Below are 23,446 nucleotides of genomic sequence, written 5' to 3'. Positions count from 1 at the left end.
CCCTGAGTGAACGTCGTTTTTACGTCTTATTATTTAGGCTCGGTACCGAACCATTTTTTGTAGATCTCGTTGTAGGTGCCGTTCTCTTTCAGCGTTTTCAGCGCGCCGTTAACTTTCGTGCGCAGATCGTCGCTGCCTTTCGGGAACGCGATACCGTACTGCTGAGCTTCCAGAGAGTCGCCCACGGCTTTGAACTTGCCGTTACCTGCCGTTTTGATGAAATACAGGATGTTTGGCGTATCGTGCAGAACAGCGTCAGCACGGTTGGTGCCGAGTTCCATGTACGCGTTGTCGATGTTCGGGAACTGACGCAGGTCTTTGGTTTTAATGTTCGCTTTCGCGTAATCCACAGAACCGGTACCGCTCTTCACCGCGACCACTTTGCCGTCGAGGTCTTTCACGCTTTTAACGTCGTTATTATCGGCTTTGACCATCACCAGCAGGCCGCTCTTGTAGTAGCCGTCAGAGAAGTCGATCGCTTTTTTACGTTCTTCGGTAATGGTGATACCCGCCAGCGCCAGATCGACGTTTTTGGTTTGCAGTGCCGGGATGATGCCGCTGAAGTCCATTGGCTTCAGGGTGTAGTCCAGTTTGAGTTCTTTGGCGATAGCGGCCCACAGATCAACATCAAAACCAACGTATTTATCACCCTGCTTAAATTCAAACGGAACGAACGCCGTGTCGGTCGCCACAACCAGTTTGTCGGCAGCCTGAGAGGACACCGCAAAAGCCAGGGTAAGTGCAGCCAGTGAAACTTTTAATACAGACTTCATAGCATTTCCTTTTATATCCACGGGGCGATCCCCTGCGAGAACGACTGGCACAATGAAAAAATCGTGCCAACTTTTCAAGCTGTTGTTTTGCAAAGGGGATGGAGTCATGCATTGCACAAAAAACGTGGCAATGATGTCGTGTTGCACCAGGATGGAGCACCGTTTTGGTGCACTTCGTTTGGGTCAACTGACGGGGAGATATTTAGCGTAAATTCTGACGAAAAAACAATCTTCCATTAACGGTTGTGTGAGGTGATTATTACAATTTCTTCACTTTTGCACCGTATCAGGCAAAAACTGTGCACCATAGATGTGCAAAACCCTCACCAGAGGCGAGGGTTTGATAGAAAAGTCGTATGAATTATTCGATGTTAGATTCGATAAACCACAGGAACTGATCCAGGTCGCGGGACGCGGCGGTGAAGATGTCTGCGGTATCTTCATCTTTGGCTTCGCTAATCGCTTTGCGCACGTCATTGGCCACAATCGCGTAGCGGTCCGCCAGCTCTTTCAGGTGATCCTGAACGGTATGAATATCCAGCGGGTAGCTTTTCAGTGGCGTTTTGCTGTTGATCACCTGCGTGGTCCCAAGCGCGACACCACCCAGCTGTACGGCACGTTCAGCCATCGTATCGAGGTGTGTCACCAGTGCTGTGCGGAAGCCATCCAGCATTTCATGAACGGCAATAAAGTTTGCACCGCGCATATTCCAGTGGGCCTGTTTGGTGATCAGCGAAAGATCGATGAACTGGATCACCTGGCGATTCAGCAACTCAATGGTCGCCTTTTTGTCGCTATCCGATACATCGTTACGGGTATAAAGCAGATTAGACGCTTTCGTTTTCACCAGTTTAGCGGTACTCATAATCTCATATCCTCTTGATGTTTATGTCCCAGGTAATTACGGAACTAAGTATAGCACCGGATTTTTTCTCTGCGGTCTGGCTGTGCCTATCGGTTTAATAGTAAGAAGGAGTTTGATAATTTAATTGCTTGAAATGAATGGGTAATTTTGAAATTGATACAGATCAATCTTAATTCACCGGAAGGGAACAGGTGGGAAAGGATATTTCGATAATATGACCAGGTATGTAAGAAATTATAACGTATGAATTTCTGGCCTTTATTCTGCATGGCCGTGAAGCCATGCAGAATATATGGCATTAGCTGATGTCGATTTTCTCTACTTTGGGCTCCGGGCGCATGGTGAGCGTTGAACCCATTGACGCCGCGATAATTGAGCAGAGCGCCAGCGTCTGGGTAAACGTCAGCGTTTCGCCCAGGAACACCATCCCGGAGATCGCCGCAAGGGCGGGCTCCATGCTCATCAGGGTGCCAAATATGCGCGTCGGCAGACGCGTCAGGGCGATCATCTCCAGAGAATAGGGGAGAGCCGTTGAAAGAACAGCGACCGCCAGCCCGATGGGCATGACTGACCATTGCCAGATAGACTCCGTGGCCTGCGCCATACCGATCGGCACAAAAACGATAGCCGCAATCACGGAACCCAGGGCAACCGTTGCCGGGCCATGTTCTTCACCCGCGCGCTGCCCGGTGAGGATATAGACAGCCCAGCAGGCCCCTGCTCCCAGAGCCAGCGCTGCGCCCGTGAGATCAATCTCAGAGACATTCTGGCCGAGCGGCAGCAGGAACCATAAGCCCAGAACGGCCAGCACGACCCAGATAAAATCCACCGGACGACGGGAGGAGAAAAGCGCCACCGCCAGCGGGCCGGTAAACTCCAGCGCGACGGCGATCCCGAGCGGAATGGTCTGGATGGAGAGGTAGAACATATAGTTCATTGCCCCGAGGGAGAGACCATAAAAAAGCAGGGGGAGACGCTGCTCTTTTTTGAAGCGCAGACGCCAGGGTTTGAAAATGACCACCAGTATCGCCGTGCCCAGCACGATACGCAGGGCCGTCACCCCGGGGGCACCCACCAGAGGAAAAAGCGATTTTGCCAGCGAGGCACCGCTTTGGATAGACAACATGGCAATGAGTATGACGGCTACCGGCAACCAGACCGACGACGTGCGGGATAACCCAGGCATCCTTTCTCCTGTCAGCTAATGTCAAATGGAGTAAAGGTTGCAGTGTAAAGGAAATATACAGCTACGGTTGAGACTCTGTTGAAAAAAAAGCCCGTGAAATCCGTAAAATGGTTAAGCGCTGGTGGATTTATCGCCTGAAAGATTAGGAATAATCTGGATGAATGTAACGGCGCAGACGCGCAATATGGGCGTTTAGTAGGAAAAATCGCATGTGATTTGAAAGAGTTAGCTGATGTTGGAAACGTTCTGTTACAGGAAAGGCCTCATTAGACATCACGAATCACAAAGAGTTTCGCAAATTTTTTTGATATATTTAAAACTTACGGACTTACTTGAAGCACATTTGAGGTGGTTATGAAAAAAATTGCATGTCTTTCAGCACTGGCCGCTGTACTGGCTGTTTCCGCAGGTACCGCTGTAGCTGCTACTTCTACTGTAACCGGTGGTTACGCTCAGAGCGATATGCAGGGCGTGATGAACAAAACCAACGGTTTCAACCTGAAGTATCGTTACGAGCAGGATAACAACCCGCTGGGCGTGATCGGTTCTTTCACCTACACCGAGAAAGATCGTACTGAAAACGGCGCATACAACAAAGGCCAGTACTACGGTATCACCGCTGGTCCAGCTTACCGTCTGAACGACTGGGCAAGCATCTACGGTGTTGTAGGTGTTGGCTACGGTAAATTCCAGCAGACCGAAAACCAGGGTCTGAACCGCACTGCAAGCACCAGCGACTACGGCTTCTCCTATGGCGCAGGCCTGCAGTTCAACCCAATCCAGGACGTGGCTCTGGACTTCTCCTATGAGCAGAGCCGTATCCGCAACGTTGACGTTGGCACCTGGATCGCGGGCGTAGGTTACCGCTTCTAATCACTCCGGTGATGAAATAAAAAATCCGCCCAATGTGGCGGATTTTTTTTTGCCTTTTCCCTTTTCCCTCAGCCCTGTGGGAGAGGGCCAGGGTGAGGGCATCAGACCGCACGAGACGGCAGAAACTACTTACTCTTAATATCAAAAATATCCGTACCCAGATGGTTGTAGTCAACTTTCTGTAACTTGAAGTTGGTAACGTACACTGGGGGCGCTTTCTTGTTGGAGATAAACGGGTAACTATTTTTTATCTCTTTGGCCTTAATCCCCGTCCACTGTGAGAAGAACTGCAGGAAATCATTCGCCGAGCGCCGCGCTTTAATGACGCGATGCGTTTTATCATCACTCGACAGCACCATAAACGGCACCTGGAAGTTCTGCTGGAACTGGTCGTCGTGCGCCAGATACTGGACTTCTTTGCCACGCTCTTTAAACGCCAGCCCGTGATCCGAGAAATAGACCACAGAGAAGCTTTCGCCCGTGTTGCGCAGCTGATCATACAGCTTGCTGAGAAGATCGTCAGTTTGCGTCATGGTGTAGAGATAACAAGAGGTCTCTTTTGACTGCACAAACTCTGCGTATTTCCCGCCAGTGCGATCGCAGGCCTGCGGGTGCGATCCCATCAGGTGGAGAACAATCAGCTGAGGCTGGGTGCGCGGGGTAGCAAAGACCTGCGCCGTCATCTTCAGCAGCGCCTCGTCTTTGGTGTTTTTGTCGGCTTCAAAGTCGCCGCTCTTCAGGAACTGCACTTCGTCAGCACGCTTAGCAATACTGGCGATGGCCGTGTCGTATTCGCCAATTTGCCCCTGATTGGAGAACCACCAGGTCTGAAAACCGGCGCGGTTGGCCAGCGTAACAAAATTATCCTGATACTGAGGTTTGCCATCCACCACGCGGTTCAGCGTCAGGCCAAGCGATTTCTGCGTCGAGCCGCTGGCCGCAACATAATCGGTAAACAGGGTGCCGTTGACCGAGCTGGCAAACGGCGTGTTATTCCAGTGCCCGCCGAAGGCACCCAGTGCGTCGCGACGTGCGCTCTCGCCAATCACCACCACGTAGGTATGATATTTCGGCTTAACCGCCAGCACGTTCCAGGTGTCTTTCATATTGGAAAGTTCAGCCATGCGCGCCTGCTCGTCGAGAACCTCTTTATTGTTGACAACGACGTCTTTAACGAAGCGGAAAACCGGATAGCCGATATTGATGAGCCTTAGCTTACCGTCCCAGGGAATATTCTGGATGGGGGCGACGAACGCCACGGCAAGGCTGAAGACCAGACAGAGTATTTCGATTTTACCCCAGGATTTTTTCTCGCCCGACCGACGGCGGATGGCGATAACGCCCAACGCGAAGATGAATAACCCTACCACGTAGCTGTACCACGGGAAGATCGTCAGGATCTCCGTCGACTCTTCCATGTTGGTCGAGTGCAGCGCCAGCAGGGTATTAAAGTTTGGCGAGCCGTAGGCCTGACCAAACGGGAAATACATAGCAGCAACCAGTGAACAGACCCCCACAAACGCTTTCTGCACTCGCGGGGCACTCCTCCACAGTACGTGGAGCACACAGGTGAAAGCCACCGCATAAAGCAGGCTGAAGGGATAGCCGAGCGCAAAGTTAATCAGCAGCGACTGCAAAAAGTAAAATCCCGTCCACGGGCTTAAGGCCCGGCTGCGGGTAACGATGGTATCTATCAGGGTTACATTCATAGGTCACTATCACAAAAACGCCATGTGCTCACCCTGGCGCCAAGGGTCAAAGCCTGCCGGACAGTGCGTGGAAAGGGAATGAGAGGTCCGCTTCAGCGAGCCGCAAATTGTGCAGGGCTGCAAGAAGATAGTGCGAGCGTGAATTAAGGTCAACAGTTGCTAAACAGATGTTTTGCGAAGGGGGCTGCAAATCCGCAAAAATAATCGGGAATTGGTCAGTTTACAGCGGAAATGTGACAGAAAAATGAAGCGGCGTACCGCAACGCCGCTTAGTGGGAAGGTTTGTCGTCCTGATGCGGTTTGTTGTTAAACATATCGCACAGCATGTTCAACAGCATTAAGCGCACTTTAAAAGGAGAGTGGGTAAACACGGTCATACACCTCTTGAATTCGTTCATAAGACCTCCTGATTTTTGATCCCTTCGATCCGTGAAGGGTGACTGCATTACATACAGATATAGCACAGGCTATATTGTATAGCTATGGCTATTTCGTTAATTTTTTGTGCTTGCAGAGCTATGGTTTACAATGTGCGCTCTCGATACCGGGCGCTGGAAGCGTCACCCCACTGAGGAAGTACAATGAACCGTCGTGCAGGTAAGCCAACAATGAGGAAAACGACGCAACTGGTGAATGTTGAAGAACATGTCGAAGGTTTTCGCCAGGTCCGTGAGGCGCACCGGCGTGAACTAATTGATGATTATGTTGAGCTGATTTCCGATCTGATCCGCGAGGTCGGGGAAGCGCGTCAGGTTGATATGGCCGCCAGGCTGGGGGTTTCGCAGCCGACGGTCGCGAAAATGTTAAAACGTCTGGCCTCGGTGGGCCTTATTGAAATGATCCCCTGGCGCGGCGTGTTTCTGACGCCGGAAGGGGAGAAGCTTGCGCAGGAGAGCCGCGAGCGTCACCAGCTTGTCGAGAATTTTTTGCTGGTACTGGGCGTCAGCCCGGAAATTGCCCGCCGGGATGCGGAAGGAATGGAACACCACGTTAGCGAAGAGACGCTGGTGAAGTTTCGTGAGTTTACCCTTAAATATGGTCCCTCCGCTGAATGAAAATCCCTGGACTGCAGGCCCTGTCACGCGATCGTTTCTTCCATCTCTTATTAATTATTGGCGCAGCGTTAAGCCTGTTTGTGCCGTTTGCGCCACAGGCCTGGTCTGCGGCGATTGACTGGCGCACCATCATTACCCTGAGCGGGTTAATGATGCTGACCAAAGGGGTCGAGCTGAGCGGCTATTTTGACGTGCTGGGCCGTAAAATGGTGCGCCGTTTTGCCACCGAGCGCAGGCTGGCCCTGTTTATGGTGTTCTCCGCCGCGGTACTGTCAACGTTTCTGACCAACGACGTGGCGCTGTTTATCATCGTGCCCCTCACGCTCACGCTGCGTAAGCTGTGCGAGATCCCGGTCAGCCGCTTGATCATCTTTGAAGCACTCGCCGTTAACGCGGGTTCTCTGTTGACCCCTATCGGCAACCCGCAAAATATCCTCCTCTGGGGTCGTTCCGGTCTGTCGTTCGCTGCCTTTACCTGGCAGATGGTGCCTCTGGCGCTGGTGATGATGCTGTCGCTGTTGGCTGTGTGCTGGTTCGCGTTTCCGGATAAAAAGCTGCAATACCATAGCGGGACCACGGGCCCGCAGTGGCAGCCGCGGCTGGTCTGGAGCTGCCTCGGGCTGTATATCGTCTTTCTGTTCGCCCTGGAGCTGAAGTACGAGCTGGCGGGCGTCCTGCTCGTCGCTGCGGGCTTTGTCGTACTGGCACGGCGCGTGCTGGTGAGCGTGGACTGGACGCTGCTGCTGGTCTTTATGGCGATGTTTATTGATGTGCATCTTCTTATCCAGCTTCCGGTACTGCAAAACGTTCTGCACAGCGTCAGCGGCTTGTCGCAGCCGGGGCTGTGGCTGACGGCGATTGGCCTGTCGCAGTTTATCAGCAACGTGCCTGCCACCATTCTGCTGCTCAACTACGTTCCGCCGGACACGCTGCTGGCCTGGGCGGTTAACATTGGCGGGTTTGGGCTGCTGCCCGGCTCCCTGGCAAACCTGATCGCCCTGCGCATGGCCAACGACCGCCGCATCTGGTGGCGCTTCCATCTCTGGTCGATTCCGATGCTGCTCTGGGCTGCGGCGATCGGTTTCGGACTATTCCTTCTCATATAGTGCGCAATTTGTCAGTTTTTCCTGGCAAACGTATAGCAACGTCCTAGCTTTAGTGAACGGCATAGTGTGATGCCGCTCACTGACAGGACCGTTGCTGAACTATGGCTGAAGATCAAAACCCGCCTGCTGACGAGCAGGACAAAAACAATAATGAGCGTAAGCGCCCGGGCAAAAAACCGTTAATTATCCTCGGCATTGTCGTGGTGGTGATGGTTGTTGTGGCGCTGGTCTGGTGGTTTTTAACCCGTAACGAAGAGACGACCGACGACGCCTTTACCGACGGCGACGTGGTGACGATTGCCCCCAAGACGGCGGGCTACGTTACCGAGCTGCGCGTGCGCGATAACCAGCGTGTGAAAAAGGGCGACCTGCTGGTAGTCATCGATCCGCGTGATACCACCGCGCAGCGCGATCAGGCTCAGGCGCAGCTTGGGCTGGCTATCGCGCAGCTCCATCAGGCCCAGGCGCAGCTGGCGCTCTCAAAAGTGCAGTATCCCGCCCAGCGTGATGAAGCTAAAGCGCAGGTGCTGAAAGCGCAGGCCGATCTGGCGAACGCGCAGGCAGAGTACCGTCGCCAGCGCGGCGTCGACCCGCGTGCGACCACCCAGCAAAGTATTGATTCCGCGAATGCTCAGCTGCGCAGCGCCCAGGCCGGTCTGGCCAGCGCCCAGGCGCAGCTGGAAGTGGCGGAGCAGGTTCAGCTGCAAATTCGACAGCAGGAGACTAACGTCGAAGCCCGCGAGCGTCAGGTCGATCAAGCTAAAGCGCAGCTGGAAACAGCCAACCTGAACCTCTCTTACACCGAAGTCCGCGCTCCGTTCGACGGCTTTGTCACCAAACGCAACGTGCAGCCCGGCACGCTGGTGCAGGCGGGCACCGCGCTGTTCTCGCTGGTTTCCCCGAACGTGTGGGTGGTGGCGAACTTTAAAGAGTCCCAGCTTGAGCGCATGAAGCCCGGCGATAAGGTCAGCGTCTCCGTGGATGCCTGGCCGGATATGGAACTTGAGGGCCATATCGACAGCATCCAGCAGGGCAGCGGTTCGCGCTTCTCCGCCTTCCCGTCGGAAAACGCCACCGGTAACTTTGTGAAGATTGTTCAGCGCGTGCCGGTAAAAATCGTCATTGATAAAGGTCTTGATCCAAACAAGCCGCTGCCGCTGGGGCTGTCGGTTGAACCGAAGGTTACCGTGGAATGACGGATCACAGCCACGATAACTGGAAGCCCGCCAGCAATCCGTGGGCGGTGGCGATTGTCGTCACCCTGGCGGTGTTTATGGAAATTCTGGACACCACCATCGTCAATGTCGCGCTGCCGCACGTTGCGGGGTCGCTCTCGGCCAGCTATGACGAATCCACCTGGGTGCTGACCAGCTACCTGGTGGCGAACGGCATCGTGCTGCCCATCTCGGCGTTCCTGAGCCGGTTGTTTGGCCGCAAGCAGTTCTTCCTGATCTGCATCGTGATGTTTACCATCTGCTCGTTCCTGTGCGGCATCGCCACCGAGCTGTGGCAAATTATCCTGTTCCGCGTGATGCAGGGCTTCTTTGGCGGCGGGCTACAGCCCACCCAGCAGTCGGTGCTGCTCGACTACTTCAAGCCGGAGGACAGGGGCAAAGCGTTCGGGCTTTCCTCGATCGCGATTATCGTTGCGCCGGTGCTCGGCCCGACGCTGGGGGGCTGGATCACCGACAACTACTCCTGGCGCTGGGTGTTCTTTATCAACATCCCGGTGGGGATTGTCACGGTGCTGGCGATCTACCAGCTGCTGGAAGATCCGCCGTGGGAGAGTAAATCAAAAGATAAGCTGACAATTGACTGGACAGGGATCGGCCTGATCGCCCTTGGTCTCGGTTGTTTGCAGGTGATGCTCGACCGGGGCGAGGATGACGACTGGTTCTATTCGAACTTTATCCGCACCTTCGCGGTGCTGACGCTGGTCGGCATTATTGGCGCAATCTACTGGCTGATGTATGCCAAAAAGCCAGTGGTGGATCTGCACTGCATGAAAGACCGCAACTTCGCGATCTCCAGCCTGCTGATGGCGGGGATGGCGATGATCCTCTACGGCAGCTCGGTGGTGATCCCGCAGCTGGCGCAGCAGGACCTGGGCTATACCGCCACCTGGTCCGGGCTGGTGCTCTCGCCCGGGGCGGTGCTGATTGTGTTAACCATCCCGCTGGTGCTGAAGCTGATGCCGGTGGTACAGACGCGCTGGATTATTGCCTTTGGCTTTACCTGTCTGGCGGTGTCGTTCTTCTGGTCGCGCACGCTGACGCCGGATATCGACTTCGAAACGCTGGTGCTGTTCCGCAGCGCCCAGTCGATAGGTCTCGGGTTCCTGTTTGTGCCGCTCACCACCATCGCCTTTATCTCTATACCGAGACGGCTCAACGCCGATGCGGCGGCGCTGTTTACCATGTTCCGCAACGTGGCGGGGTCCATAGGGATTTCGCTCTCGACGGCCGCCATCACCGAGCGCGCGCAGGCGCACAGCGCGCACCTTGCGTACCACGCCTCGCCGTTTAACGAGCAGTTCCAGCTGGCGATTCGCGAGAGCGCGCAGGCTATTCAAAACTTCACCACCCAGGTGGGTGACCCTACGGGAATAGCCACCGGGAGGATGTACCAGACGATGATCGAGCAATCGCGCTTTTTGGCCTACATCGATGTCTTCACCATCCTGAGCGCGGTGGCCTTGTTACTGATTCCGTTTTGTTTGTTGCTCTCGCCGGTTAAGAGCGAGGGGAGTGCAGGAGCACATTGATGATACACAGACGTTTACACCCCCTGATGATAGTGATGCTGCTGGTGGGCTGCGCCGTCGGGCCGGACTACCAGCAGCCTGCGCCGCCCGCCGTTACGCACTGGAACGATAAGGGCGACAGCGCGGTGAAATCGCAAACCACCTCCGCCGCGACCAACCCCCGCTGGTGGAAAACCTTCGGTTCGCCGCAGCTCGACAGCCTGGTTGAGCGCGCCATCGCCGGAAACCTGACGCTGCAGCAGACGGTGCTGCGCATCGCCGGGGCGCGTGAACAGATTAACCAGGCGGGCGGGGCATTTTTCCCGTCGGTGAACGGCAATCTGCAGGCGACGCGCCAGCAGCTCGGGCTGGAAGGGGAGCTGAAATCCCACGGCGTTTACGACCAGCTGGATAATGTCGATCCTGAACTCAGAGGCGCGCTGGGGCCGCTGACGCAGCCGATTAACCTCTACCAGGGCAGCTTCGACGCCCAATGGGAAATCGATCTGTGGGGCAAGGTGCGCCGTCAGGTGGAGGCGGCGGAGGCTCAGCAGAAGGCGGCGATAGAGCAGCGTAATGACGCGCTGGTGTCGCTGGAAGCCGAAGTGGCGCGCGCGTGGCTACAGCTGCGCGGGGCGCAGAGCATTATTGCCACCCTGAATACCCAGATTAAAAGCGCCCAGCAGACGTTGGATCTGACCGAAAGCCGCCAGCGGGGCGGGCTGTCGCCGCAGATGGATGTGGAAAACGCCCGGGCGCAGCTGGGCAACCTCGAAGCGCAGCTACCGCAGTATCAGGCGCAGGAGCGCCAGGCGATGAACGGCCTGGCGATCCTGCTCGGCAAGCCGCCGGGAGCGCTGGATGCGGAACTGCAAAGCGTGCAGCCAATGCCCGCGCTGCCGGATATCGTGCAAACGGGTATTCCGTCCACGCTGGCGCGCCGCCGTCCGGACGTGCGCGAAGCGGAGGCGAACCTCCACGCCGCGACGGCGCAAATCGGCATCTCGGTGGCGGAGCTTTTCCCGAGCTTTACGCTCTCCGGGCAGTTTGGTCTGCGCAACAGCGAAAGCAACTGGCTGACCGACTGGAGCAGCCACTTCTACAGCTTTGGGCCGCAGGTCTCCATTCCCATTTTCCAGGGCGGGCGGTTGGTCTCCAGCGTCAAGGTGGCGCGCGCGCAGCAGGCGGCGGCGGTGCTGGATTATCGCCAGACGGTCCTGACGGCGCTCGGGGATGTCGAAAACGCGCTGGTAAGTTACCGTACCGACCAGCAGCGTGAAGCGGGTCTCGCAAAAACGATTGACGCCCTGCAAAACGCCTTTGATTTAGCGAGCGACAGCTACCGGCAGGGGATCGCCAGCTTTATTGACGTGCTGGACGCCCAGCGTCAGCTGGCGCAGGCCGAGCAGCAGCGCGCTCAGGCGCAGGTGCAGAGTGCGCTCGATCTGGTGGCGCTCTACAAGGCGCTCGGCGGCGGCTGGGAGCCCTATCAGCAGGTGCAGCTCCCGGATTACAGCGTCTTTGGTGACGCTCCGCGCGGATAAATTCAGAGGATTGGGCAAGAAACGGACAGGAACGCCACATTCGCGATGACTGAGGGGCGGGTATAACTATCGGGTACCCAATCGACATGCGAGGATTAACTTATGCGTTATCAAAAACTGGGCAACACCGGACTGTTTGTTTCTGAACTGTGCCTCGGCACCATGACCTTCGGCGGTGAAGGCGGCATGTGGGGAAAAATTGGCCAGCTGCAGCAGAGCGAAGCCGAACAGCTGGTGGGTCGCGCGCTGGACGCGGGTATCAACTTTATCGATACCGCCGACGTCTATTCGGAAGGGCGCTCGGAGGCGATCCTCGGGCAGGCGCTGAAAAACCTCAACGTCCCGCGCGAGAATGTGGTGGTTGCCACCAAGGTGTTCGGCGAAACGGGCACCGCGGGGGTGAACTCGCGCGGCAGCTCGCGCTATCACATCATCAGCAGCGTGAAGGAGAGTCTGCGTCGCCTGCAGCTGGATCATATCGATCTCTACCAGCTTCACGGCTTTGACCCCGTAACGCCGATTGAAGAGACGCTCTATGCGCTGGATAACCTGGTGCAGCACGGCCACGTGCGCTACATCGGCGTCTCGAACTGGGCGGCGTGGCAGATAGCCAAAGCGCTCGGGATTTCCGAGCGTCTGGGGCTGGCGCGTTTTGCGTCATTGCAGGCCTACTACACCATCGCCGGGCGCGATCTTGAGCGCGAGCTGGTACCGATGATGCAGAGCGAAGGCGTCGGGCTGATGGTCTGGAGCCCGCTGGCGGGTGGCCTGCTGAGCGGAAAATATGGCCGCGACGGGACGAGCGAAACCGGAGGCCGCCGTCTGGAGTTCGACTTCCCGCCGGTGAATAAAGACCGCGCCTTCGACTGCGTGGACGTGATGCGCACGATTGCCGAAAGCAAGGGCGTCTCCGTCGCGCAAATCGCTCTGGCGTGGCTGCTGCATCAAAAAACCGTGACCAGCGTGATTATTGGTGCGAAACGTGTCGATCAGCTGGACGACAACATCGCCGCGACCGGGATCCGCTTAAGCGAAGACGAGCTTAAGCAGCTTGATGCGGTGAGCGCGCTGCCGCGCGAATACCCGGGCTGGATGCTGGAGCGCCAGGGCGAATATCGTCGTAACCAGCTCGCGCAGCAGTAACCTTCCTTTTCCCCGGTGACGCTTCGCTTACCGGGGCTTTTTTTCCGCATCGCTCACAAAAAACGATCCTCCTCTTTGATCGCCATTTTATCTTCGACTATATGACTAGTCATGAATATTTAAATGACTAGTCATATAGGGAGAGAGAGCATGAACAAATCGCTGCCGGCCAATTTTTTATGGGGCAACTCGGTATCCAGCATGCAGACGGAAGGGGCCTGGAACGAGGGCGGGAAGGGCATGTCGGTGTACGACATTCGCGAAGCCGGGGAAAACATCTCCGACTGGAAAGTGGCGACCGATTCGTACCATCGCTACCGGGAAGATTTTGACCTGATGCAGGATCTGGGCATGAACTGCTACCGCTTCCAGATCTCCTGGAGCCGCGTGTGTCCGCAGGGTGACGGCGCGTTCAACGACGAAGGCATCGCGTTTTACGACCGTTTTATTGACGATCTGATCGCCCGCGGCATCGAGCCGATGATCTGCCTGTACCACTTCGATATGCCGCTGGCGCTGGCGCAGGAGAACAACGGCTTCAACGACCGCCGCGTGATGGACGCCTTTATCCGCTACGGCAAAAAGATGATCGACTGCTTCGGCGACCGGGTGAAGTACTGGCTGACCTTCAACGAGCAGAACATCTTCCATATGCCGGAAGCCTTCCGCATTTCCGGCTACATGAAAGGCGAGAAAACCTTGCGCGAGCTCTACGAGTTGCAGCATCACACCATGGTGGCGCACATGGCGCTGACCGAGTATCTGCACCAGACCAAACCGGGCAAGCTGATGGGCGGCATGCTGGCGCACCAGCTGATCTACCCGGCCACCTGCAAACCGCGCGATATCTTCTGCGCCCAGCAGTACGACGAGTTCCTCAACCAGAACCTGCTGCGCGTCTTTGCCGGGCAGGGCTACAGCCCGGCGGTGATGGCGGTGGTGGAGCAGGAGGGTTTTGGTGATATCTATCGCGCCGAGGATTTAGCACTTCTCGCGCGTACCAGAAACGACTATATGGCCTTCAGCTACTACGCCAGCAAAACGCTGGACAGCGATGCGATCCCGGAAGGCACGCCGGTGAACTATTACCTCCTGCACGGCGAGAAAAACAACCCGTACCTGAAGGCCACCGAGTGGAACTGGCAGATCGATCCGCTGGGCTTTCGCACCATCATCACCCGCTACGCTAACGACTGGCGGATGCCGGTATTCCCGATCGAGAACGGCATCGGGGTGATTGAGTCCTGGGACGGCGTGAACCCGATTGAGGACACCTACCGCATCGACTACCACCGGGCACATATCGACGCGATGAAGGCGGCGATGTTCGAGGACGGGGCGGAGGTGATCGGTTACCTCGGCTGGGGCTTAATCGACATTCTCAGCTCCCAGGGTGACATGCGTAAGCGCTACGGCGTGGTCTACGTCAACCGGGAAAACCACGACCTGAAAGACCTGAAACGCGTGCCGAAGAAAAGCTACGCGTGGTTAAAACAGGTTATTCATACCAACGGACGCGAGATGTAAGCCGTACGCTGCCGGGCCGTTTTTGTGACTGATTGATGGGAACTATCCGCTATGTCTGAAGCAAAAATAACACCGCATATGCAGTCCTTTGTCGATAAATTTGTTGAGTTCTCGGCGCGCCTGGCAAACCAGGTGCACCTGCGCTCCCTGCGCGATGCCTTCGCCACGGTGATGCCGATTTTCATCCTCGCCGGTCTGGCGGTGCTGGTGAACAACGTGGTGTTTCCGTGGATTTTTCACGGCGAGACGCTCGTGCAGTTTAAGGTGTGGGGCGAGGCGATTATCAACGGCACGCTGAACATCGCCGCGCTGCTGCTGGCCCCGATGATTGCCTGGTCGCTGGCGCGCAACAAAGATTTCGACAATCCGGTCTCGGCAGTGGTTATCGCCGTCAGCAGCTTCATCATCATGATGCCGATGCGCCTGCAGCTTACGCCCGTCGGTAGCGACGCCGTGGTGAACGTCACTCAGGTGCTGACGTTCGCCAATATTGGCTCAACCGGGATTTTCGCCGGGGTGCTGATTGGGCTGCTCTCAACGGAACTGTTTATCGCTATTTCGCGCCTGAAGGCGCTGCACATTTCGCTGGGTGAGAACGTGCCGCCGGCGGTGAGCAAATCCTTTACCGCGCTGATCCCAACCATTCTTACATTGTCGGTGTTCGCCGTGCTGGCGGCGCTGTTGGCAAACGTTCTGCACACGGACCTGATCCATCTCATTACGACCTTTATCCAGCAGCCGCTGCGGCTGATCAACACCAGCCTGCCGGGGACGATTTTCATCTACAGCTTCGGTAACTTTCTGTTCACCCTCGGTATTCATCAGTCAGTCGTTAACAGCGTGGTGCTGGAGCCGTTCCTGCTGATCAACACCAACGAGAACATGCTGGCCTTCGCCAACGGTCAACCCATCCCGCATATCATCAACAACATTTTCGTGCCGACGTTTGGCATGGTGGGCGGCACGGGCAGCACCATCTCGCTACTGATCGCCATCTTTATCTTCTCCCGACAAAAGTCGGCGAAGCAGGTGGCGCGTCTGTCGCTGGCGCCGGGTCTGTTCAACATCAACGAGCCGGTCATTTTCGGCCTGCCGATCGTGTTTAACCTGCCGCTGATGATCCCGTTTGTGCTGCTGCCCGCCATCGGCATTTACTTCGCCTGGCTCTGTACCACGCTGGGATTAATGTCGCGCTGCGTGGTGATGATCCCGTGGACCACTCCGCCAATTCTCAGCGCCTGGCTGGCGACGGCGGGGGACTGGCGCGCGGTGGTGGTGCAGTTGGCAATCATCGTATTTGGTGTATTCTTCTACCTGCCTTTCCTCAAGATTGCCGAGAGAGTGGCGATGAAAAACAGCGGGATAGAAAACTAACTGAAAGGAAGGACGATGGCGGCGAAGTACATCACCATAGCGCGGGAAATTAAAAAACGCATCATCAGCCAGCAGTACGCCGCCAATGAACCGCTGCCGGACCAGTTTGCGCTGGCGGCGGAGTTCAGCACCAGCCGGATGACCATTCAGCAGGCGATGCGCCAGCTGATCGTCGAAGGTCTGGTCTATACCCGCCAGGGACAGGGAACGTTTATCCGCAAAAATTTCCTTCAACTCTCGCAGTGGGATCTCTCCGGCAGCGACTACTTCGGCGCCACCAAAACCTGGGAGCATCTGGGCACGGTCACCAGCCGGGTGGTGCATTTTGAACTGCGCTTCCCGAACGAGAAAGAGCAGGCGTCGCTGATGATTAACGCCGATGCGCCTGTCTACGATTTTATCCGCCTGCGCTTACTAAACGGTGAACCCATGTCGCTGGATTCCACGGTAATGCCGATGAATCTGGTGCCCGGCCTGACGAAAAGCCATCTTGAAGGTTCGGTGTTCCAGTACGTTCAGGAGACGCTGGGGCTGAAAATTATGGGATCGTACCGGGTGGTGAGGGCGCTAAAGCCAAACGCGCTGGACAGAGAGCATCTGGTCTGCGAGCAGACCGATCCGGTGCTGGAAGTGGAGCAGGTGATTTATCTGGAGGACGGCACAGCGCTGGAGTATGCCCACTGCCACTATCGCTACGACCACGGCGGGATCGTGATCGTGAATAACGGGTAAAAAAAAGCGGGCATCGAAGCCCGCTTTTTTAATTTTTCTCTGTTAATTCAAACGAACCGGCATACCGGAGCGGTTTTGAATCGCCTGGTCGACGATGGTGGTTTCCACGTCAGGCTGAGAGGTCACGGACTGCACCGCGCTGTTCAGCGTAATCGGTACGATCTCGTTGTTATTGATCTGGTCTTCGCTGGTGGACAGCGGGTTGTGCACTTCAATGTAGCGGCTGCCGTCTGGCTCAGAGGTCGCTTTCACCGGTTCGTTGATGAACTGCACGCGCGTGCCGACCGGCACGTTTTCAAACAGGAACTTAATGTCGTCGTTACGCAGGCGCACGCAGCCGTGGCTTACGCGCAGGCCGATACCGAAGTTGGCGTTGGTGCCGTGGATAGCGTACAGGCGGCCAATGTACAGCGCGTACAGACCCATTGGGTTATCCGGGCCGGCTGGCACAACGGCGGGCAGCGGTTCGCCCGCAGCGATGTATTCCGCGTGCATTTTGGCGGTTGGGGTCCAGGTTGGGCCCGCTTTCTTACGCTCGACTTTGGTGGTCCAGTTCAGCGGGGTGTCTTTGCCCAGCTGGCCGATACCGATTGGCAGCACGATAACGGTGTTGGTGCCTTTCGGGTAGTAATACAGACGCATTTCGGCGCTGTTGATTACGATACCTTCATGAACGGTATCCGGCAGGATCAGCTGCTGAGGAATATTCAGCACGGTACCCGCTTTTGGCAGATACGGGTCAACGCCCGGGTTCGCTTCCAGCATGTTAGACAGGCCCAACTGGTACTGTGCGGCGAAATACTCCAGCGGCTGAGAGTTACCCTCAGGTACCGTCACTACCTGATTTTGACCCACCAGACGGCTTCCGTCGGTCGGCAGGGGATACGTCACCGCAGACGCGGTCTTACAAAAACCTACTACGGCTAACGCCGCCGCAAAAAGCGTTGTTAATTTCATGTTCATGTTGTGCGAGGTATCTAAGCCATTCTGGCGATGAGTTGATAAGTCTGAATCTGTGATGGGAGCGCATTATATGTGCATTCCCGCTAACAGGGAATTCAGATGTGTACGAAATCACATTTTTTTCGATTTTGTTAAAGTTTAGTGGATTGCCGCAACACGGGATCTCAATTCGGAATTGTGGCATAATGCCGTGTTTATCACACTTTTCGCAGGAATCTCCCCGTGTTAGTTACCAGCAACGTCACTATGCAGTTTGGCAGTAAGCCGCTGTTCGAAAACATTTCCGTCAAATTTGGCGGCGGCAACCGTTACGGCCTGATTGGCGCCAACGGTAGCGGAAAATCCACCTTCATGAAGATCCTCGGCGGCGATCTGGAGCCAACGCTCGGCAACGTGTCGCTCGACCCTAACGAGCGCATTGGTAAGCTGCGTCAGGATCAGTTTGCCTTTGAAGAGTTCACCGTGCTGGACACCGTGATCATGGGGCACGCGGAGCTGTGGGAAGTGAAGCAGGAGCGCGATCGCATCTACGCGCTGGCCGAAATGAGCGAAGAAGACGGCTATAAAGTGGCCGATCTGGAAACGCAGTACGGCGAAATGGACGGTTATTCTGCGGAAGCGCGTGCGGGCGAGCTGCTGCTGGGCGTAGGCATTCCGGTTGAACAGCATTACGGTCCGATGAGCGAAGTCGCCCCAGGCTGGAAGCTGCGCGTGCTGCTGGCACAGGCGCTGTTCTCTAACCCGGACATCCTGCTGCTCGACGAACCGACGAACAACCTGGACATCGACACCATCCGCTGGCTGGAGCAGACGCTGAACGATCGCGACAGCACTATGATCATCATCTCGCACGACCGTCACTTCCTGAATATGGTCTGTACGCACATGGCGGATCTGGACTACGGTGAGCTGCGCGTTTACCCGGGCAACTACGACGAATACATGACGGCGGCCACCCAGGCGCGTGAGCGTCTGCTGGCGGACAACGCCAAGAAGAAAGCGCAGATTGCGGACCTGCAGTCCTTCGTTAGCCGCTTCAGTGCCAACGCCTCTAAGTCGCGTCAGGCGACCTCACGTGCGCGTCAGATCGACAAAATCAAGCTGGAAGAAGTTAAAGCCTCAAGCCGTCAGAACCCGTTCATCCGCTTCGAGCAGGACAAGAAGCTGTTCCGTAACGCGCTGGAAGTGGAAGCCCTTACCAAAGGCTTTGATGAAGGCCCGCTGTTTAAAAACTTCAACCTGCTGCTGGAAGTGGGCGAGAAGATTGCCATCCTCGGCGCCAACGGCGTGGGTAAATCCACACTGCTGAAAACCCTGGTCGGCGAACTGCAGCCGGACAACGGCACCGTGAAATGGTCCGAGAACGCGCAGATTGGCTACTACGCGCAGGACCATGAGTACGAGTTCGAAAACGACCTCACCGTCTTCGACTGGATGAGCCAGTGGAAGCAGGAAGGCGACGACGAGCAGGCGGTGCGCAGCATTCTGGGTCGTCTGCTGTTCAGCCAGGACGATATCAAAAAGCCGGCCAAAGTGCTCTCCGGTGGCGAGAAAGGCCGCATGCTGTTCGGCAAGCTGATGATGGAAAAACCGAATATCCTGGTGATGGACGAACCGACTAACCACCTGGATATGGAATCTATCGAATCGCTGAACATGGCGCTGGAGATGTATCAGGGCACCCTGATCTTCGTCTCTCACGACCGTGAGTTCGTCAGCTCGCTGGCGACCCGCGTGATCGAAATTACGCCTGAGCGCGTGGTGGACTTTACCGGAAACTACGAAGACTACCTGCGCAGCAAAGGTATCGAGAACTAAAAAAAAGCCGGGTGGCGGCTTCGCCTTACCCGGCCTACGTTCTATCCCCTCTCCCTGTGGGAGAGGGTTAGGGTGAGGGCATCAGGCCGCACTACACCACCCACTCGCCCCCTTCAATCCCGTTCACCAGCAGCTTACGTTTTTCCCCTACAGGCAACGACACCTTAAGCGCTTTCCACGCCGGACGATAATCCCCGCGCGCGTTGATCTTCAGGTTGACGGTTGCGCCATCGCACACCATTTCCCATTCCACCCATAGCGCATTGCCGTTCTGATAGCCCCAGCTTTCGCCGTCGTCTTCAAACAGCAGCCCGGAGGTGGTGCCGACGCCCTTCACCGGGAACAGCTTCAGCTCGCGGGTGTCGTCTTTTTCAGCGGATACGTGGGTAATGCGCTCGCTCAGCGGCAGACCGGCACCGGCGCGCACCAGCAGCGGCAGTTTTTCCAGCGGCGCGTCGAGAACGATCGACTGGCCGCCCGCATACCACGCGTGGGTGTAAAAATCGTACCAGCCGGTGGCATTATCCGGCAGCCAGACGCGGCGCTCGCGCTGCCCGGCTTCGACGACGCTGGCAACCAGCAGGTCGCGGCCCAGCAGGAAGTCATCGCACTCTACGAAGGTCTGCGCATCGTGCTCGTGGTCGAGGAAGGTCGGGCGCAGCATCGGCTCGTCGTCGGCGTGCGCCTGCCAGAGCAGGGTGTAGAGGTACGGCAGCAGGCGGTAGCGCAGCTCAATCGCGCCGCGAATAGCAGGCGTGACGCCCGGATACATCCACGGCTCGTTCACCGTGTGGTCATCGTTCCATGAGTGAATGGTAAAGCGCGGATGCATCACGCCGTTCTGCACCCAGCGCACGAACAGCTCGGCGTCCGGCTTATCCCCGGAGAAACCACCCACGTCGTGGCCGACGTTGAACAGCCCGGACAGGCTCATGCCCAGCCCCATGCGGATGTTATAGCGCAGGGTGTCCCAGTTGGTGCGGTTATCGCCGCTCCAGGTCTGAACGTAGCGCTGCATCCCGGCGCAGCCGGAGCGGGAGATGAGATACGGACGTTTCTCCGGCGCAAAGCGCTGCTGCGCTTCCAGCGAGGCGCGCATCATCAGCAGCGGCATTACCGGACGAATGTGCTTGATGGCGATCTCCTTGCCGAAGCCAAAGCAGCGCGCTTCCCCGTCCCACACTTCATATTCGTTGTTGTCGTTCCAGGTGGAGTCGATGCCCATCTCCAGCAGTTGGGTAGTGACGCCGTTCTGCCACCACTTCACCGTCTGCGGGTTGGTAAAGTCGAGGTGCGAGCCTTCGTCATCCCAGAAGCTTGAACGTTCTGGTGCATCAGTTTCTGAATCACGAATGAACAGGCCGCTCTCCGCCACTTCGTTATAGCGCGGATGGTCCTGCAGCAGGCACGGCTTGATGTTGGCCGCAAGCTTCAGTCCCGCGTCGTGGAAGGCCTGGCTCATCACCTTCGGCTGCGGCACCTTGTCATAGTTCCAGTTGAAGACGTAGCGCTTGCCGTTGATGGAGGTATATCCGGAGGAGAGCTGGAACGAGTCGCACGGAATGGCGTGCTCTTCGCACAGGCGGATAAAGTTCATCAGCTGGTTCTGGGCGTCCGGCGCGTCGGTGTAGTGCATGGTTGAGCCGCTATAGCCCAGGCTCCATTTTGGCCCAAACAGCGTTTTCCCGGTCAGGCGCACGAAGGCTTTGGTGACGTCCAGCACGCGCCTGCCGGTAAAAATGTAGTAATCGATATCGCCCGCTTCCGCCTGCCAGCGGCGGTAGGCGGTGTGGTAGTTGTCGATCTCGTTGCCCAGATCCAGCCAGCAGCTGCTCAGGTTGTCGTAGAACAGGCCGTAGCTGACGTCGTCGCGGCGGGCGATAGTGAACGGGATGTGCTTGTAGAGCGGGTCGGTGCTGGCCGCGTTGTACCCCATTGCATCGAGGTTGCGCATCTCATAGCGCTTGCCGTTGCGCTGCAGATCGCCCGCTTTCTCGCCCAGGCCGTAGAAACGCTCGTCCTTGCGACGGCTGAAGTAGTGCGCCACGCCGTCGCCGTGGGCGTTCAGCAGGTAGGCGCTGGTCGGACGGTCATTAACCAGCGGCTGCCATTCGCCCGCCTCATTGCGGTAGTGCCACTCCATCCATAGCGGCTGGTGGACGGTCACGCGCAGCTGCTCCGTTGCCACCGTAACGGCATCATCCTGCTGCGTCAGCGTCCAGGCCGGGCAGGAGAAACCGCTTATATCGTCACGACGACGGCCTTCCCACGGCACGTCTTTTTCCGGCGCGATGCTCCAGGTGCGGTCCAGCGCCAGCTCGCCTTTACGCGTAATCAGCACGCGGAACAGGTTCTCTTCCAGCACATACAGGCACAGGCGGTGCTGGTTATCGACCAGCAGTTCCAGATGGTTTGCCGACTGCTTATCTACGGTCCAGTTTTTCAGGGTTTTCATATGCAATACATCCACTATCAGGCGCGCTTGGCGCGACGTTCAGCAATAAATGCTACCAGGAAGACAGCGCCAATCAGGTCAAAGAAACCCATGGCTATAAAGAGCGGGTTAAAGCCGATTTTGTCGGCGGTCACACCGATTAACAGCGAGAACAGGAAGCTGGCGATCCACGCCGCCGAGCCGCGCATGCCGTTGACGGTCGCCATCTGGCCTTTGTCGAACGACTCCACGACCAGGGCGCTCAGCATGCAGGAGATGATCTGGTGCCCGAAGCCGCCGATGGAGATCAGCACGATGGTGATATACGGGTCGCGGGTAATGGCGACGATGGCCAGCGAGATCATCAGGAACGCGCCGGTGACGGAGCTTGCCACCACCGAGTTTACGCGGGAGCAGCCAAACCAGCGGGTGTAGAGGCGCGTCAGGTAGCCGCTCGCCACGCTGCCGAGGTCGGCGGCGAGGAAGGGCAGCCAGGCAAACATCGCAATCTGCTTCAGGTCCATGCCGTGCTCTTTGGCAAGGTACAGCGGCACCCAGAAGCTCAGCACGGCCCAGGCCGGTTCCGCCATAAAGGCCGGAATGGCGATACCGTAGAAACGTTTGTTTTCGAGACGGTTTTCAGCGCGGTCAGAAACGGCAGTTTCACCGCGGGCGGTTCGTTATCCTGCTTGATAAACGCCAGCTCGTCCTTGCTCAGGTTCGGGTGCAGCTCCGGGTTGTGGTAAAACGCCCACCACAGGATCACCCACAGCAGCGCCAGCACGCCGGTAAACATAAACGCGCCCTGCCAGCCGAACGAGGCGTGAGCAAAGTAGATGATAGGCGGAGCCAGCATCGCGCCGATGGAGAAGCCCACGCCTGCCCAGCCGGCGGCAACGGGTCGCTCAGATTTCGGGAACCATTCGCCGATGGTTTTGGCGTTCGCCGGGGTGGCAGCGGCCTCAGAGGCCCCCATAAAGAAGCGCAGAATCGCCAGGTGCAGCCAGCTTCCGGCGCCCGCGTGGAAGATACACATCAGCGCCCAGATCCCGGCGCAGACCATAAAGCCAATCTTCAGGCCGATAACGTCAATCAGCCAGCCGCACAGGGGCTGGAAAATGGTGTAGGCGATCTGGAACGCGCCGACGATCCAAGAGTACTGCTCGGTGGTGATCCCCAGGCTCTCTTTCAGTTCCGGGGCGAGGATCCCGAGCGAGTTACGGGTGATGTAGTTAACGGTGACGCCAAGTAAGAACAGCACCAGTACGTACCAGCGCAGGTTCTTGATGACGCGACGGGTTTTACTTGTCGCAACGGTGTTATTGATGTCCTGACTCATTTTACTCTCCACAAGACGGACGGTAAGGGGACGGAGGTTCAGGTGTCACACAGATTTTTATGCCTTTGATTTCTATCCGTTTAAACTGCTTAAGTTGCTATACAACTAGTATGGAAGTTGTGTGACAGGTTCACCTTAAGGGAGAAAATGAGAGGGCAAAAGTGGATTTTGTGCAAAATTTCTCATAACTAACGAAAACACTCTGGCATGATGGCGTTCATGTCAGTTTTTGCCTGACGGATACGCTATGAAAATTTTTTCA

The 23,446-nt window shown here is 56.7% G+C and carries 18 protein-coding genes and 1 pseudogene; 11 read left to right on the top strand and 8 right to left on the bottom strand.

What is annotated here, in order from left to right; all coding sequences use genetic code 11:
* Positions 1-29 precede the first annotated feature (29 nt).
* From glnH to rhtA, 3 genes are all read right to left on the bottom strand, one after another.
* Positions 30-773: a glutamine ABC transporter substrate-binding protein GlnH gene (glnH, locus tag URZ40_RS12560; RefSeq protein WP_014831177.1), complete on the bottom strand. Its 744-nt coding sequence runs from the start codon at positions 771-773 to the stop codon at positions 30-32.
* A 361-nt stretch (positions 774-1,134) separates the two neighbouring features.
* The gene (gene dps / locus URZ40_RS12555; protein WP_008501171.1) at positions 1,135-1,638 is read right to left on the bottom strand and encodes a DNA starvation/stationary phase protection protein Dps; all 504 of its coding nucleotides are present in this window, start codon (positions 1,636-1,638) and stop codon (positions 1,135-1,137) included.
* A gap of 298 nt (positions 1,639-1,936) precedes the next feature.
* Complete coding sequence (gene rhtA / locus URZ40_RS12550; protein WP_116343392.1) at positions 1,937-2,824, bottom strand: threonine/homoserine exporter RhtA; 888 nt, start codon at positions 2,822-2,824, stop codon at positions 1,937-1,939.
* A 354-nt stretch (positions 2,825-3,178) separates the two neighbouring features.
* Between rhtA and ompX the strand changes: the two genes are divergently transcribed.
* Positions 3,179-3,697, top strand: coding sequence for an outer membrane protein OmpX (gene ompX, locus URZ40_RS12545; RefSeq protein ID WP_014883110.1), 519 nt, complete (start codon positions 3,179-3,181; stop codon positions 3,695-3,697).
* A gap of 125 nt (positions 3,698-3,822) precedes the next feature.
* Here the strand turns inward: ompX and URZ40_RS12540 are convergent, their stop codons facing one another.
* Together URZ40_RS12540 and mntS are read right to left on the bottom strand one after the other, a co-directional pair.
* The gene (locus URZ40_RS12540) at positions 3,823-5,406 is read right to left on the bottom strand and encodes a phosphoethanolamine transferase (protein ID WP_116343393.1); all 1,584 of its coding nucleotides are present in this window, start codon (positions 5,404-5,406) and stop codon (positions 3,823-3,825) included.
* A 269-nt stretch (positions 5,407-5,675) separates the two neighbouring features.
* Positions 5,676-5,804, bottom strand: coding sequence for a manganase accumulation protein MntS (gene mntS / locus URZ40_RS12535; protein ID WP_014831181.1), 129 nt, complete (start codon positions 5,802-5,804; stop codon positions 5,676-5,678).
* Between the two features lie 183 nt (positions 5,805-5,987).
* On the opposite strand from mntS, the gene mntR reads away from it, so the two are divergent.
* The 9 genes from mntR (at position 5,988) to URZ40_RS12490 (ending at position 16,630) form a co-directional block, all read left to right on the top strand.
* Entirely contained in the window at positions 5,988-6,461 is a 474-nt protein-coding gene (mntR, locus tag URZ40_RS12530; RefSeq protein WP_023335001.1) for a manganese-binding transcriptional regulator MntR, read from the top strand.
* Positions 6,458-7,567, top strand: a complete 1,110-nt coding sequence (locus URZ40_RS12525) for an anion transporter (protein ID WP_116343394.1) — start codon at positions 6,458-6,460, stop codon at positions 7,565-7,567. The genes mntR and URZ40_RS12525 overlap by 4 nt, the downstream gene beginning before the upstream one ends.
* Positions 7,568-7,668: 101 nt before the next feature.
* Positions 7,669-8,763, top strand: a complete 1,095-nt coding sequence (locus tag URZ40_RS12520) for an HlyD family secretion protein (protein WP_116343395.1) — start codon at positions 7,669-7,671, stop codon at positions 8,761-8,763.
* Complete coding sequence (locus tag URZ40_RS12515) at positions 8,760-10,331, top strand: DHA2 family efflux MFS transporter permease subunit (RefSeq protein ID WP_320720625.1); 1,572 nt, start codon at positions 8,760-8,762, stop codon at positions 10,329-10,331. Before URZ40_RS12520 ends, URZ40_RS12515 begins: the two co-directional genes overlap by 4 nt.
* Entirely contained in the window at positions 10,331-11,854 is a 1,524-nt protein-coding gene (locus tag URZ40_RS12510; RefSeq protein ID WP_320720624.1) for an efflux transporter outer membrane subunit, read from the top strand. The genes URZ40_RS12515 and URZ40_RS12510 overlap by 1 nt, the downstream gene beginning before the upstream one ends.
* Positions 11,855-11,956: 102 nt before the next feature.
* Positions 11,957-12,997, top strand: coding sequence for an aldo/keto reductase (locus URZ40_RS12505; RefSeq protein ID WP_320720623.1), 1,041 nt, complete (start codon positions 11,957-11,959; stop codon positions 12,995-12,997).
* A 150-nt stretch (positions 12,998-13,147) separates the two neighbouring features.
* On the top strand, positions 13,148-14,524 hold the full coding sequence (locus URZ40_RS12500) for a glycoside hydrolase family 1 protein (protein WP_320720622.1): 1,377 nt from the start codon (positions 13,148-13,150) through the stop codon (positions 14,522-14,524).
* A gap of 51 nt (positions 14,525-14,575) precedes the next feature.
* Positions 14,576-15,898, top strand: coding sequence for a PTS sugar transporter subunit IIC (locus URZ40_RS12495; protein WP_116343399.1), 1,323 nt, complete (start codon positions 14,576-14,578; stop codon positions 15,896-15,898).
* Between the two features lie 15 nt (positions 15,899-15,913).
* The gene (locus URZ40_RS12490) at positions 15,914-16,630 is read left to right on the top strand and encodes a GntR family transcriptional regulator (protein ID WP_116343400.1); all 717 of its coding nucleotides are present in this window, start codon (positions 15,914-15,916) and stop codon (positions 16,628-16,630) included.
* A 42-nt stretch (positions 16,631-16,672) separates the two neighbouring features.
* On the opposite strand, the gene ldtB is transcribed toward URZ40_RS12490, so the two are convergent.
* On the bottom strand, positions 16,673-17,593 hold the full coding sequence (gene ldtB / locus URZ40_RS12485) for a L,D-transpeptidase (RefSeq protein ID WP_008501186.1): 921 nt from the start codon (positions 17,591-17,593) through the stop codon (positions 16,673-16,675).
* A 222-nt stretch (positions 17,594-17,815) separates the two neighbouring features.
* Between ldtB and URZ40_RS12480 the strand changes: the two genes are divergently transcribed.
* The gene (locus tag URZ40_RS12480) at positions 17,816-19,411 is read left to right on the top strand and encodes an ABC-F family ATPase (protein ID WP_163330792.1); all 1,596 of its coding nucleotides are present in this window, start codon (positions 17,816-17,818) and stop codon (positions 19,409-19,411) included.
* A gap of 91 nt (positions 19,412-19,502) precedes the next feature.
* On the opposite strand, the gene URZ40_RS12475 is transcribed toward URZ40_RS12480, so the two are convergent.
* Complete coding sequence (locus URZ40_RS12475) at positions 19,503-21,866, bottom strand: glycoside hydrolase family 31 protein (RefSeq protein ID WP_320720621.1); 2,364 nt, start codon at positions 21,864-21,866, stop codon at positions 19,503-19,505.
* A 17-nt stretch (positions 21,867-21,883) separates the two neighbouring features.
* A pseudogene (locus tag URZ40_RS12470) lies at positions 21,884-23,184 on the bottom strand (MFS transporter).
* Between the last annotated feature and the right edge of the window lie 262 nt (positions 23,185-23,446).

This window comes from Enterobacter sp. 296B2, assembly GCF_034106185.1.
Classification (GTDB): Bacteria; Pseudomonadota; Gammaproteobacteria; order Enterobacterales; family Enterobacteriaceae; genus Enterobacter; species Enterobacter cloacae_N.
This window is presented reverse-complemented; position numbering and strand designations above follow the sequence as displayed.

Bases quoted from the DNA above. Each gene is read 5' to 3' on its own strand.
- glnH (WP_014831177.1), bottom strand. From the start codon at position 773: ATGAAGTCTGTATTAAAAGTTTCACTGGCTGCACTTACCCTGGCTTTT.
- dps (WP_008501171.1), bottom strand. From the start codon at position 1,638: ATGAGTACCGCTAAACTGGTGAAAACGAAAGCGTCTAATCTGCTTTAT.
- rhtA (WP_116343392.1), bottom strand. From the start codon at position 2,824: ATGCCTGGGTTATCCCGCACGTCGTCGGTCTGGTTGCCGGTAGCCGTC.
- ompX (WP_014883110.1), top strand. From the start codon at position 3,179: ATGAAAAAAATTGCATGTCTTTCAGCACTGGCCGCTGTACTGGCTGTT.
- URZ40_RS12540 (WP_116343393.1), bottom strand. From the start codon at position 5,406: ATGAATGTAACCCTGATAGATACCATCGTTACCCGCAGCCGGGCCTTA.
- mntS (WP_014831181.1), bottom strand. From the start codon at position 5,804: ATGAACGAATTCAAGAGGTGTATGACCGTGTTTACCCACTCTCCTTTT.
- mntR (WP_023335001.1), top strand. From the start codon at position 5,988: ATGAACCGTCGTGCAGGTAAGCCAACAATGAGGAAAACGACGCAACTG.
- URZ40_RS12525 (WP_116343394.1), top strand. From the start codon at position 6,458: ATGAAAATCCCTGGACTGCAGGCCCTGTCACGCGATCGTTTCTTCCAT.
- URZ40_RS12520 (WP_116343395.1), top strand. From the start codon at position 7,669: ATGGCTGAAGATCAAAACCCGCCTGCTGACGAGCAGGACAAAAACAAT.
- URZ40_RS12515 (WP_320720625.1), top strand. From the start codon at position 8,760: ATGACGGATCACAGCCACGATAACTGGAAGCCCGCCAGCAATCCGTGG.
- URZ40_RS12510 (WP_320720624.1), top strand. From the start codon at position 10,331: ATGATACACAGACGTTTACACCCCCTGATGATAGTGATGCTGCTGGTG.
- URZ40_RS12505 (WP_320720623.1), top strand. From the start codon at position 11,957: ATGCGTTATCAAAAACTGGGCAACACCGGACTGTTTGTTTCTGAACTG.
- URZ40_RS12500 (WP_320720622.1), top strand. From the start codon at position 13,148: ATGAACAAATCGCTGCCGGCCAATTTTTTATGGGGCAACTCGGTATCC.
- URZ40_RS12495 (WP_116343399.1), top strand. From the start codon at position 14,576: ATGTCTGAAGCAAAAATAACACCGCATATGCAGTCCTTTGTCGATAAA.
- URZ40_RS12490 (WP_116343400.1), top strand. From the start codon at position 15,914: ATGGCGGCGAAGTACATCACCATAGCGCGGGAAATTAAAAAACGCATC.
- ldtB (WP_008501186.1), bottom strand. From the start codon at position 17,593: ATGAACATGAAATTAACAACGCTTTTTGCGGCGGCGTTAGCCGTAGTA.
- URZ40_RS12475 (WP_320720621.1), bottom strand. From the start codon at position 21,866: ATGAAAACCCTGAAAAACTGGACCGTAGATAAGCAGTCGGCAAACCAT.